The 12,569-nt window shown below is 64.3% G+C and carries 10 protein-coding genes and 1 pseudogene; 4 read left to right on the top strand and 7 right to left on the bottom strand.

What is annotated here, in order from left to right:
• Positions 1-65 precede the first annotated feature (65 nt).
• Positions 66-398: a PRC-barrel domain-containing protein gene (locus tag IVB18_RS02300; RefSeq protein WP_247338730.1), complete on the bottom strand. Its 333-nt coding sequence runs from the start codon at positions 396-398 to the stop codon at positions 66-68.
• A gap of 86 nt (positions 399-484) precedes the next feature.
• Positions 485-1,270, bottom strand: a complete 786-nt coding sequence (locus IVB18_RS02295) for an IclR family transcriptional regulator C-terminal domain-containing protein (protein ID WP_247987726.1) — start codon at positions 1,268-1,270, stop codon at positions 485-487.
• A gap of 115 nt (positions 1,271-1,385) precedes the next feature.
• Here IVB18_RS02295 and IVB18_RS02290 point away from each other — a divergent pair, with 115 nt between their 5' ends.
• The 3 genes and pseudogenes from IVB18_RS02290 to IVB18_RS02280 all read left to right on the top strand — a co-directional run bounded on the left by IVB18_RS02290 (position 1,386) and on the right by IVB18_RS02280 (position 6,221).
• Positions 1,386-2,744 (top strand): aromatic ring-hydroxylating dioxygenase subunit alpha, encoded by a 1,359-nt coding sequence (locus IVB18_RS02290; RefSeq protein ID WP_247987725.1) that lies wholly within the window; start codon positions 1,386-1,388, stop codon positions 2,742-2,744.
• 111 nt (positions 2,745-2,855) lie between these two features.
• Positions 2,856-4,292 carry a glutamine synthetase family protein gene (locus IVB18_RS02285; RefSeq protein WP_247987724.1) on the top strand — a complete coding sequence of 479 codons (1,437 nt, stop codon included), beginning with the start codon at positions 2,856-2,858 and terminating at the stop codon, positions 4,290-4,292.
• A gap of 204 nt (positions 4,293-4,496) precedes the next feature.
• A pseudogene (locus tag IVB18_RS02280) lies at positions 4,497-6,221 on the top strand (IS1634 family transposase).
• Between the two features lie 141 nt (positions 6,222-6,362).
• Here the strand turns inward: IVB18_RS02280 and IVB18_RS02275 are convergent.
• A complete protein-coding gene (locus IVB18_RS02275) occupies positions 6,363-8,159 on the bottom strand; it encodes an IS1634 family transposase (RefSeq protein ID WP_247983193.1) in 1,797 nt (598 codons plus the stop codon).
• A 487-nt stretch (positions 8,160-8,646) separates the two neighbouring features.
• Here IVB18_RS02275 and IVB18_RS02270 point away from each other — a divergent pair, with 487 nt between their 5' ends.
• Complete coding sequence (locus tag IVB18_RS02270; protein ID WP_247987723.1) at positions 8,647-9,024, top strand: hypothetical protein; 378 nt, start codon at positions 8,647-8,649, stop codon at positions 9,022-9,024.
• Between the two features lie 195 nt (positions 9,025-9,219).
• Here the strand turns inward: IVB18_RS02270 and IVB18_RS02265 are convergent, their stop codons facing one another.
• From IVB18_RS02265 to IVB18_RS02250, 4 genes are read right to left on the bottom strand one after another with little or no spacing between them, the layout of a single operon-like run.
• Positions 9,220-9,933 carry an ABC transporter ATP-binding protein gene (locus IVB18_RS02265; RefSeq protein ID WP_247987722.1) on the bottom strand — a complete coding sequence of 238 codons (714 nt, stop codon included), beginning with the start codon at positions 9,931-9,933 and terminating at the stop codon, positions 9,220-9,222.
• The gene (locus tag IVB18_RS02260; RefSeq protein WP_247987721.1) at positions 9,926-10,693 is read right to left on the bottom strand and encodes an ABC transporter ATP-binding protein; all 768 of its coding nucleotides are present in this window, start codon (positions 10,691-10,693) and stop codon (positions 9,926-9,928) included. The genes IVB18_RS02265 and IVB18_RS02260 overlap by 8 nt, the downstream gene beginning before the upstream one ends.
• Entirely contained in the window at positions 10,686-11,630 is a 945-nt protein-coding gene (locus IVB18_RS02255; RefSeq protein WP_247987720.1) for a branched-chain amino acid ABC transporter permease, read from the bottom strand. The genes IVB18_RS02260 and IVB18_RS02255 overlap by 8 nt, the downstream gene beginning before the upstream one ends.
• Complete coding sequence (locus tag IVB18_RS02250; RefSeq protein WP_247987719.1) at positions 11,627-12,544, bottom strand: branched-chain amino acid ABC transporter permease; 918 nt, start codon at positions 12,542-12,544, stop codon at positions 11,627-11,629. Before IVB18_RS02250 ends, IVB18_RS02255 begins: the two co-directional genes overlap by 4 nt.
• Positions 12,545-12,569: the final 25 nt, after the last annotated feature.

Here is a 12,569-nt window from a genome sequence, read left to right as displayed (position 1 = left end):
CAAGGCCGACGTGTGACGTTCCGGGTACCGCTTCGCTGACCCGGACTATGAGACTTGCGACGCGACTAGATCGACCAGTAATTCGGATGCGGGTAAGGCCGCGAGCGGTCACCCCAGTCGAATTCATCGCCATCGACCTCGCAGGGGCCGCTGCTCAGTTGCTCCGGCGTCAGCTCGACCTGGAAGACCTGACGTCCTGGATCATATCTCAGTGCGCTCCACTGCAGAGGGTAATGATGGTGGGTGCCGAGCAGCCCGCCGGTCTTGATCACGGCATAGGCGACCGTTCCACTCACCTTGTCGAGCATCAATCGCTCGATCGTGCCGAGCTTGGTGCCGTCGCGCCCGTAGACGGCGACATGCTCCACGCGATCACTGGGAACCATGGTATGGTGCATGGTGTCCTCCCTGTTCTCTTTTTTGCCGTGCGCATTATAGCCTGCCAGGCAGGACGAGCGAGGGCTTTTTGCTCTCCTGGCCTCAGCTACAAAAGCTGCGAGCGCACCGACTCCGCACCTTCGCGCAACAGCGGCAGGAATCGCTCGATCAACTCCTTGGCCGGCACGCGGTCGACGTGGGCACCCATGTTGATGGCGGCGACGATCACATCATCATAGCGCCGTACGGGAACGGAGATCGAGCGGAAGTGTGGCTCAGCTTCGCGGTCGACCAGCGAATAGCTCTGCGCGCGGTCGGCTGTGATGCGCGCGAGCAGCGCCTTCGGATCGGTCACCGTCTGCGGCGTCAACGCTTCGCGCTTCATCGCCTTCAGGCGCGCGGCCAGCTCGGCATCATCGAGCTGGCCGAGCATGGCGCGGCCGACGGACGTGCAGAAGGCCGGCAGGCGGTAGCCGATGTCGAGCCCGCCCGAGAACACGCGCGCCGGGCCGCCGCGGGCGATGAACACGACGTCATCGCCGTCGAGCACCGCGAGCGAGGAGATTTCCTGCGCCGCGGTGGCGACGCAATCGAGCACCGGCTGAAGCACGGCGACGAGCTGGCTGGAGCGCAGGTAGGACGCAGCGAGCGTCAGCACATGCGGCGTCAGGGAGAACAGCTTTCCGTCGCCGGCGACGAAGCCGCCACGCTGGAGCGTGAACAGCATGCGCCGCGCGGTGGCACGGGGAAGATCCGCGGCCCGGGCGAGATCGCTCAGCGTCATCGGGCCGGCGGTCGCGCCGAAGCATTGCAGCAGACGCAGGCCGCGATCGAGGCTCTCGACGAAATCCGTCGCGCGTTCCTCGCTCTCGCTCCGCTTCAGCTTGGGCATGGGCCTCGGGTTATTCCTGCAAAATAGTGCTTGTTGCCGGATCGAGACATGTCATAATTCGCCCATTAGTTCAATAGGCGAACAAAACGCCCCTCCAGAAAAGGACGCGACCGCCATGATGAGCCAGGAGCAGAACGACCAGATCACCCGCACCGGGCCGAAGGACCCCTGCGGGAAGCTGATGCGGAGCTACTGGCAGCCGGCGGCGCTGGTCGATGAGCTCGAGGGCGCGCGGCCGATCCGACCCGTTAAGCTGCTCGGCGAGAATTTGGTGCTATTCCGCGACGAGACGGGACGCTACGGCCTGATCGACCGCCACTGCGCGCATCGCGGCGCCGACCTCGCCTTCGGACGGCTCGAACATGGCGGCCTGCGCTGCGCATTCCATGGCTGGCTGTTCGACGCGACCGGCCAGTGCACCGAAACCCCGGCCGAGCCGAAGGATTCAAAACTCTGCCAGAACGTCCGGCAACGCGCCTATCCCGTGGTGGAGAAGAGCGGCATCCTCTGGGCCTATCTGGGCGAGGGTGAGCCGCCGGCCTTTCCGGAGATCGACTGCTTCATCGCGCCCGGCACCCACACCTTCGCGTTCAAGGGCCACATGGCCTGCAACTGGCTCCAGGCGCTCGAAGTCGGCATCGATCCCGCACATGCGTCTTACCTGCATCGCTTCTTCGAGGACGAGGACACGTCCACCGCCTACGGCAAGCAGTTCCGCGGCGCCTCTGCCGGCTCTGACCTGCCGATGACCAAGATCCTGCGCGAATTCGACCGGCCGATCATCAATGTCGAGCACACCGAATACGGCCTGCGGCTGATCGCGCTGCGCGAGATCGACGAGGAGCGCACCCATGTGCGCGTGACCAACCAGCTCTTCCCGCACGGCTTCGTCATTCCCATGAGCACGGAGATGACGATCACGCAGTGGCATGTGCCGGTCGACGACGAGAACTGCTATTGGTACGCGATCTTCACCAGCTACGCGAACCCGGTCGACAAGCAGAAGATGCGCGACCAGCGGCTCGAGCTCTATGAGCTGCCCGACTACACCTCGCGCAAGAACAGTAGCAACGATTACGGTTTCGATCCGCACGAGCAGGCGACCGCGACCTACACCGGCATGGGCAATGACATCAACGTCCACGACCAGTGGGCGGTGGAATCCATGGGCGCGATCCAGGATCGCACCAAGGAGCATCTCGGCCAGAGCGACAAGGCGATCGTGCAATATCGCCGGCTGCTGCGGCAGGAAATCGAGAAGGTTTCGGGCGGCGAGAAGCCAATGCTGCATCTCGACGAGAGCACCGCACGCAGCATCCAGGGACCGGCGACCATGGACGGCATCGGGCCGACGCGGGGCTGGGAGACCTACTGGATGGAAGTCGACGTCAAGCGCCGCCGCGGCGCGCCCTGGACCGCACCGGTGCCGAAGGAGATCGCGGACAATGTGCATCGGCTAACGGCGGCGGAGTGATTTGAGGCACCGTCATTCCGGGGCGATGCGATAGCATCGAATCCGGAATCTCGAGATTCCGGGTTCTCCCTTCGGGCGCCCCGGAATGACAGGTAGCAAGGAGCGATCAAAGTGAGTTTCGTCGCGCGTCATGCGCTGTGGTCGGATGAGCAGAAGGACGCCGCGACGCGGTTGCGCCGTATCGTCGAAGAGAAGAGCCTCGAAGTCGTCCGCCTCGCCTTCCCGGACCAGCACGGCATCTTGCGCGGCAAGACCATCATCGCCTCCGAGGCGGTTGCCTCGCTGGAGAGCGGCTGCTCGATCACCACGACCATGCTCGCCAAGGACACCTCGCACCGCACGGTGTTCCCGGTGTTCACCGCCGGCGGCGGCTTCGGCATGAAGGAGATGGAGGGCGCGGCCGACGTACTGATGGTCGCCGATCCCACCACGTTCCGCGTGCTGCCATGGGCGCCGGCGACGGGCTGGGTGCTGTGCGATCTCTATTTCAGCGACGGCCGCCCCGTGCCGTTCGCGACCCGCGGGCTCTATCGCAAGGTGCTCGATGAGCTCGGCAGCCGCGGCTGCGATTTCGTCGCGGGGCTCGAGGTCGAATTCCACATCTTCAAGCTCGACGATCCGCATATGCGCGCGGAGGACGCCGGCCAACCCGGCACGCCGCCGTCGGTGAGCCTGCTCAGCCACGGCTATCAATATCTCACCGAGCAGCGCTTCGACCAGATGGAGCCGGTGCTGGAGATTTTACGGCGCGACATCGTCGCGCTGGGCCTTCCCCTGCGCTCTGTCGAGGTTGAGTTCGGGCCGAGCCAGTGCGAGTTCACCTTCCAGCCGAAGACGGGGATGGAGCCTGCCGACAACATGGTGCTGTTTCGGTCAGCGGTGAAGCAGATCGCGCATCGCCACGGCTATCACGCCACCTTCATGTGCCGGCCGAAACTGCCACACCTGTTCGCGAGCGGCTGGCACCTGCACCAGTCGATCGTCTCGCGCGCGAGCGGGGAGAACCTGTTCATGGCAAAGGCGGGCGGCGAGCCGCTCAGCGCATTCGGCCGCGCCTATCTCGCGGGGCTGCTCGGCCATGCCCGCGCGGCAACCGTGTTCACCACGCCGACCATCAACGGCTACAAGCGCTACCGCTCCTATTCGCTCGCGCCGGACCGCGCGATCTGGGGCCGCGACAATCGCGGCGTGATGATCCGCGTGCTCGGGGCCGCCGGCGACGCCGCCACGCGCCTGGAAAACCGCGTCGGCGAACCCGCCGCCAATCCCTATCTCTACATGGCCTCGCAAATCCTGAGCGGCCTCGACGGCGCCGACCGCAAGCTCGAACCCGGTCCGTCTGCCGACACGCCCTACGAAACCAAGGCGCCGCTATTGCCGAAGTCCCTGCGCGACGCCGTCGCCGCGCTAAAGGACGACCCATTCTTCCGCGAAAAGCTCGGTGGAGAGTTCGTCGACTACTACACCCACATCAAGAATGCCGAAATCGACCGCTTTCTCGCCGAGGTGACCGACTGGGAACATCGCGAATATTTCGAGATGTTTTAGCCCCGGCTTCGTCGTTCCGGGGCGGTCCGAAGGACCGATCCCGAAACCTCGAGATTCCGGGTGCGATGCTAGCCCGAACTTCCCCTCGGGATTTTTGTTAGAGCGTTGAGAGGATTTGAGAAGTTTGGATCGGGCTGATTTTGTAGGCATGTAAATGATGATTTTTGGCTTGCGAATGGCAGGTTTCCGTGATTCGATTCCGGCATGTTCGTCGCCCGCATTCCCAACCGCAACTCACCGCCCGCGATCCTGTTGCGCGAGAGCTATCGCGAGGGCGACAAGATCAAGTCGCGCACGCTGGCCAACCTGTCGCATTGACCGGATGAGAAGATCGATGCGCTGCGCCGCGTCCTGAAAGGCGAGGAGCTGGTCTCGCCGGCCGAGCAACTGCGGATCGAGCGCTCGCTGCCGCACGGCCACGTGGCCGCGGTGCTCGGCATGGCGCGCCAGCTCGGACTGCATCGCCTTGTCCCGGACAAGCCCAGACGGTTGGCCAGGCTGGCTTTGGCCTTGATCGTGGCACGGGTGATCGAACCGGCCGCCAAGCTGGCCACGGCGCGCCAGCTCAGCGAGGCGACGGCGGCGCATTCGCTGGGCGAACTGCTCGATCTCAGCGCCGTCGACGAGGACGAGCTTTACGAAGCGCTCGACCTGCTCGGCACGGCCCAACCGGGGATCGAGGCGACGCTCGCCAAGCGCCATCTGCATGACGGCTCGCTGGTGCTCTACGATCTCACCTCCAGCTATCTGGAGGGGCGACATTGCGAATTGGCGCGGCATGGTTACAGCCGCGACGGTCGTTCCGACAAGCTGCAGATCGTGTTCGGCTTGCTGTGCGCCGCCGACGGCTGCCCGGTGGCGGTGGAGGTGTTCGAAGGTAACACCGCCGACCCGAGCACGCTGGCCGCGCAAGTCGACAAACTGAAGGCCCGCTTCAAGCTGTCGCGTGTGGTACTGGTCGGCGATCGCGGCATGATCACCAGCGCCCGTATCGAAGCCGATCTGATGCCGGCCGGGCTCGATTGGATCACCGCTCTGCGGGCGCCGGCGATCCGCAAGCTCGCCGAGGACGGCGGCCCGCTGCAATTGTCGCTGTTCGACGATCGCGATATGGCCGAGATCACGTCCCCCGACTTCCCCGGCGAGCGCCTGATCGTGTGCCGCAACCCGGATCTGGCCGACGAGCGTCGGCGCAAGCGCGGCGAGTTGCTGGCGGCGACCGAGAAGGATCTCGCCCGCGTCAAGGCCGCCGTGCAGCGTCAGCGCAACCCCTTGCGCGGCGAGGATGAGATCGGTCTGAAGGTCGGCGCCGTGCTGGGCAAGCGTAAGATGGCCAAGCACTTCCACCTCGCCATCACCGACACTTCGTTCGACTTCAGTCGGATCGAGGATGCCATCGCCAACGAAGCGTCGCTCGACGGCTTCTATGTGCTACGGACCAACGTGCCGGCCGAGAACCTCGACACCGCCGCCACGGTGCGTGCCTACAAGAGCCTGGCCCAGGTCGAACGCGCCTTCCGCACCATCAAGACCGTCGAACTGGAGGTGCGCCCGATCCACCATCGCCTCGCTGGCCGCGTGCGCGCCCACGTCTTCCTCTGCATGCTCGCTTATTACATCGTCTGGCACATGCGCCGCGCGCTGGCCCCGATCCTGTTCGACGATCACGACCGCGAGGCCGCCGACGCCGCGCGCGTCTCGCCCGTCGCCAAGGCCAGAGTCTCGGCCGCGGCCAGAACCAAGGCTAATCGCAAGCACACCCACGATGGCCGGCCCGTGCACAGCTTTCGAACGCTGTTGCAGGATCTCGCCACGCTCACACGCAACATCGTTCGCATCGGTCAGGACGCCCCGGCCGCTATGCTCACAAGTCCAACCCCACTACAACAAGACGTCTTCAATCGGCTCGGCATTCCTATCGCCCCATAATGTAGGCAGACGCGCCGTCACGCCCGCTGGAATTACACGCCAGCTCAAATGCTTACGTCGCTACTCAAGGGGAAGTTCGGGCTAGCCCGTCTTCGCGGATTGGCGGGTTTTGAAGATACCCGGTCGTTGTAAATCAAAGGCTTATGTCAAAAGGTCTTCACTACGGCGGTTGGCTTGGGTGACGGCGGCTGTGGTGATCCTGGGCGGCGGCTGCGGTGGCAGGCGGAGTTTCAGCCGGTCGATCAGGAGCTGCAGTTCGGGTTCTGGGTGGGTATAGCGAGTGAGCAGGATCTCGCGCCCGTCGGTGGTCGGCAGATGGACGTCGATCATCTGGACGGCGGCGAACTTTTCGAGCGCGCTGCGCGCGGTCAGCCCGGGCGCCAGCGCATGAAGGCGACGGGTCAGCGTGATCTGCATGCAGTAGGCCAGGAAGGCGATGAAGATGTGGGCTTCGATCCGCTTCTCGTCCTGATGGAAGACCGGACGGATCGCCAGGTCGCCTTTGAGATTGCGGAAGGCCTCTTCGACGGCGACGAGCTGGGTGTAGTATTGCCATAGTTGGGCGGGATCGTTGTCGCTGAGATTGGTGCGCAGCAGGTAGCGGCCTTCGCGCCGCCGTGTCGTTCGCAGCTTCTTGCGATTGAGCGCGAAGGTGAAGCTCGGGCGCTCCTTGTCGATCTCGATATCAACCAGACGCCAGGCGGCCGGCGCCTTCGAACGCGCGCCGCCGAGTTTCATCAGCAGCTCTTCGCGCGTGACCTCCATCGCGTCGATTTGCCGGAGCCGCCTCCACAGCCACTTCAACTGCCGCCGCCGCATCGCGCGTTCCTTGGTGACCCGATCGGCGCTTTGCGCGAAGACATAAAGCTCGCCGTCCTCGGCCAACAGCTTCACCTTCACGCCCTCCCGCGCCTCCTGCCATGGCTTTTGCAGCAGGTGCTTCTCCAGCCGGTTCAGGCGTCCCTTCGGCGTTCCCACCAGATACTGCACCGGCGGATCGCTGTTGCGCATCTCGGCCAGCACCGCCTCGGTCGGCACGCCGCGATCCATCACCCAGACCCGCCGCGCCTTGCCATATTGCAGTTCGATCTTGCCCAGGAACATCCGCAGCGTCTTGCTGTCGGCGGTGTTGCCGGGCAGCACCTCGTAAGCCAGCGGCAAGCCGTCCGGCGTCACCACCAGCGCGATCACGACTTGCGGGCAGTCCGGCCGCTTGTCGCGGCTGTAGCCGTGGCGGCGCTTGCTGCCTTGCGGCAAGTCCGAGGCGTTGACCTCGAAGTAGGTGCTGGTCAGATCGTACAGCAGCACGTCGAAGTCGGCGTTGAACAGATCGCGCCAACGCCCGACCAGATGCGAGAACAGCGCCTCCTTATGCTCGAGCAACAGGTCATGGCAGGCATAGAGCTTGTGCTCTTCAGCCAGGCCGAAGTCAGTCCCCAAGAGATCGGCCATCGCGCTGTTGCCGAACCATTGCCGATGTAGCCGCCATTCGCTGCCCGGCGCGATCAGCCGATAGGTCGCGAGCACTTGCAGGATTTGATCCCACCTCGTCTTCTTGCGGCTCGGGGGCAACCGATCGGCCCAGAACCGATCAAGCTGAAGTTCCTGCCACAACTGCCCGGCCAGCCAGCACGCGCCCCATTGGCGTGGGCGACGAAGCTGCATCTCGGACAGGCGAAGCTGAACGACAGACGCATCGCCTGCGACCGCATCGCATCGATCCTCCGGGAATAGCGCCAGTGTCCGCGGGCGGCCGGCATCCTCGTCGAACACCTCGATCGCCTTGCGCCAGGCCGCCGCCTGCGAAGAGTTGATCTCGCCGAGATACAGCACATGCCGCTGTACCACGCGTCCGTCGTCGAGCCGCTTGCTCTCGACGACGTTCCAGTAATGGTGCGCCTTGCCGTTCTTCTTTCGCTCGGTGCGTCGCAGGAACATGACGCGCAGAATCTATCCGCATCATCCCGCCCTTGGGAATCGGGTAGGTCTTCACTACAGCCATTTTCGGCCGAATCCGACGACCTCGCTCCTTGCAAATCAATCACTTAGCCGAGCAAAAAATCTCAAAATCCGCGATTTCGAGCGCGAATCCGCGAAGTCGGGCTAGCGCATCGCGCCGGAATGACAGTACCTACCTCTCACACCTCCGTGAGGCGACTTCGTCCCGCCTGTTCCGACGACATCACATCTCGGTCCGACGAAGCCATTTTCCTCACTCGTCGAAAACCGCCGGAAAGACACCGGGGTTAACCTTCGGACCCATGATCAACAGTGGAGTTCGGTCATGTGGGATCAATTATTCAGCCTGATCTATCGCCTCTCCTGCCGCGCCACCCTGATCGAGATCGGCGCGCATCGCCTGTCGCGCTAGCCGCCGGCGGGTGTAAATTAGGTAAGACGGATTGACCAGATAACGGGGATTTCCATGCGCAAGCTGATCCTGATCGCGACGATGTCGCTGCTCGCAACCCAAGCCTATGCCCGTGGTCCGCGGAGCCTGAGCCTGGCGGCCAGCAACGCAAGCCAACAGGCAACCGAGCAGCCCGCTACAACGGCAACGGTCGCACCGACGGCGACGCAGGCGCCCGCGGTGACGCAGCCGGCGAATGTCAAGACGGCGACCACCACGCCGGCCTCGACGCCCCAGGCAGCAACGGTGCCGACCGCAACAGCGACGGCCCCTTCTCAATCGACCGCCGCGCCGGTTGCCAGCACGACCGAAACGGCCAAGCCGAAGCGCCACCAGGCATCCACCGAGGCGCGCGTGATCCGCGAGTTGCACCGCCATGGGATTTATTGGTAATTGAGACGGGACGTTCTCTCCCCGAGGTCGTCCTGGCGAAAGCCAGGACCCATTACCCCAGGGAGGAGTTGGCGAAAACTGGTCGCCCGGGACTCGCACCGCTCAAAATCGATAGATTCCGCGGTATGGGTCCTGGCTTTCGCCAGGACAACACCGAGCAAGCGGCATGGTCATGCCGCACACTCCAGCCGAAACCTAAATCCCCAGATATTTGTGCTGCAAATCCGGCTCGGCCATCAGCTGGTGCGAGGTGCCGCTCCACACCGTCTTGCCGCGCTCGATGATGGTGTGGCGGTCGCAGATGCGGGCGAGGTGGTCGACATTCTTGTCGACGACGAGAATCGACTGGCCGCGGCTCTTCAGCATCGACAGGCAGTTCCAGATCTCTTCGCGGATCAGCGGCGCCAGGCCCTCGGTCGCTTCGTCCAAAATCAGCAGCTTCGGATTGGTCATCAGCGCACGGCCGATCGCGAGCATCTGCTGCTCGCCGCCGGAGAGCTGGTTGCCCATGTTCGAGGCGCGTTCGGCAAGCCGCGGAAACAGCGAGTAGATCGCGGCCAGCGTCCACGGGTTGGCGCTGTTAAAACGATCGGCGGCGGCCGCGACCAGGTTTTCGCGCACGGTGAGGTTCGGGAAGATCTGGCGCCCCTCAGGCACTAAGCCGACGCCGAGTTTTGCGATTCTGTAGGACGGCTGCGTCCGTACCTCCGAGCCCGCAAAGCGGATGCTGCCTGCGCGCGCCGGCGTCAGGCCCATGATGGAGCGGATGGTGGTGGTCTTGCCCATGCCGTTGCGACCCATCAGCGAGACCATCTCGCCGGGCTTGATCGACAGGGACAAGCCGAACAGCACCTGGGAGAGGCCGTAGCAGGTCTCGATACCGTCGACGTCGAGCAGCGTGTCAGCCATGGTGCGTCACCACATGCTGGTCGCCGAGATAAGCGCGCTTGACCTCGTCGTTGCCGCGGATCGCGGCCGGATCGCCGGAGGCGATGACGCGGCCATAGACCAGCACCGTGATGCGGTCGGCGAGCGCGAACACTGCCGGCATGTCGTGCTCGACCAGCACGATCGAGACTTCCTTCCGCAGCTCCTGAAGCAGCTTCACCATGCGCTGGGATTCGGTGACGCCCAGCCCCGCCATCGGCTCGTCCAGCAGCAGCAGCTTTGGCTTGCTCGCGAGCGCAACCGCAAGCTCGAGCTCGCGCCGTTCGCCGTGACTGAGCCGGGACACCACGACGTCGGCGCGATGCAACAGCCCGACACGGTCGAGCGCGGCATGCGCCGCATCGCGCAAGCCCTTTTCCTTGCGCGCATTGGCGAAGAAGCGGAACGAGTGGCCAGCATGCGCCTGCGCCGCGAGTGCGACATTGTCGGCGGCAGTGAAGTCGAGCAGCAGCGAGGTGATCTGGAACGAGCGGGCGAGGCCCAGCGCGCAGCGGCGATAGGCCGGCAGATGAGTGATATCGCGGCCGCCGAGCGAGACGCTGCCGGCGTGTGGCTCGAGATGCCCGGTGAGCTGGCTGATCAGCGTGGTCTTGCCGGCGCCGTTCGGGCCGATGATGGCGTGCAGCTCGCCGGCCGCGACATCGAGCGAGACGTTATCCGTCGCAATGATGCCGCCAAAGCGGCGCACCAGCTTTTCGACGTGGAGCAGCGGTTCAGCCACGGTTGAGCCTCCCGAGCAGGCCCATGATGCCGCCGCGGCCAAACAGCACGATCAACAGCAGCAGCGGACCCATGATCAGCGCCCAGTATTCGGTGATCTGCGACAAAAACTCTTCCAGCAGCAGATAGACCACCGCGCCCATGACGGGGCCGAACAGCGCACCCATGCCGCCGAGGATCACCATCACCATGAGGTCGCCGGAGCGGGTCCAGTACATCACGGCCGGGCTGATGAAATCGGTGTTGTTGGCGAGCAGCGCGCCGGCGAGGCCGCACATCATGCCGGAGATGACGAAGCAGACGAGCTGGTAGCGTTTTGCCGGAAAGCCGATCGCCTGCATGCGCTGCTCATTGGAGCGCAAGCCTTGCAAGACGAGGCCGAAGCGCGAATTGGCGATGCGCCAGATCAGGAAGATCACGCCAAACAGACAAGCGAGGCAGAGGTAATAGAACTGCACGCGGTTGCCGAGATTGACCAGGCCGGAGAAGTCGCTGCGTTTGTAGACGGTAAGGCCGTCGTCGCCGCCGTATCGCGCCAGCCCCGAGGCGACATAATAGGCCATCTGCGCAAACGCCAGCGTAATCATGATGAAATAGACGCCGCGGGTGCGCAAACTGAGCGCGCCGATGACGAGCGCGTACAGCGCGGATGCGGCAAGCGCGACCGGAAACTGGATGAAGCCGGAGCCGACACCTTCCTGCGCCAGGATGCCGACGGCGTAGCCGCCGATGCCGAGATAGGCGGCGTGGCCAAAGCTCATCATGCCGCCATAGCCCATGATGAGGTTGAGGCTCGCGGCCGCCAGCGCCAGGATGACGATGCGGGTGAACAGCGTCAGGATGAAGATGTTGCCGGAGAGATGCGAATAGAGCGGCAGCAGCACGAGGCCCGCCAGCATCAGGGCCGTGACGGCCTTGCTCACAGTGAAAACCTTCATCGACGGCTGGCCGGAAACAGCCCCTCCGGCCGCACCACCAGCACGATCGCCATCAACAGATAGATCAGCATGGACGACAGCGCAGGCGCGGCGGTGGAGGCGGCGGTCGAGCTCAGCACCTGCCGCAGCAGGTTGGGCAGGAAGGCACGGCCGAGCGTGTCGATCATGCCGACGAAGATCGCGGCGAGGAACGCGCCGCGGATCGAGCCGATGCCGCCGATCACGATGATGACGAAGGCGAGGATCAAAATGTTCTCGCCCATGCCGATCTGCACGGTGAGGATCGGCGCCTGCATCAGCCCGGCGAGACCTGCGAGCGCGGCGCCGAGACCGAACACCAGCGTGTAGAGCAGCTTGATGTTGATACCGAGCGCGCCGATCATCTCGCGGTTGGAGGCGCCGGCCCGGATCAGCATGCCGATGCGGGTGCGCATCACGCCGAGATAGAGCAGCAGCGCGACGAGCAGCGCGACGACGATGATGGCAAGGCGGTAGGCGGGATAGTGAATGCCGGGCAGGATCGGCACCGGCACGGTGAGCCAGGCCGGCAGCGGCAGCGCAAGACCCGCCGGACCCCAGATCAGCCGCACGGCCTCGTTGAAGAACAGGATCAGCCCGAAGGTCGCGAGCACATGGTCGAGATGGTCTCTTCCATAGAGATGTTTCAGCGCCACCACTTCAAGCACGATGCCGAGCAGCAGCGTCGCACCGAGCGCCATCAGCGCGCCGAGCAGGAAACTGCCGGTCCAGGCTGCGAAGGTCGCGGCGAAATAGGCGCCCATCATGTAGAGCGAGCCATGCGCGAGGTTGACGAGATCCATGATCCCGAACACCAGCGTCAGTCCGGCGGCGAGCAGGAACAGCAGCAGGCCGAACTGCAATCCGTTCAAGAACTGTTCGACGACGAGCAGCATCAAAACTCTTTCAGGCGCACGCAGC

This window comes from Bradyrhizobium sp. 186, assembly GCF_023101685.1.
In the GTDB taxonomy this organism is placed as follows: domain Bacteria; phylum Pseudomonadota; class Alphaproteobacteria; order Rhizobiales; family Xanthobacteraceae; genus Bradyrhizobium.
Note: the sequence above shows the minus strand (reverse complement) of the source record. Positions and strands in the feature narration are given on the sequence as shown.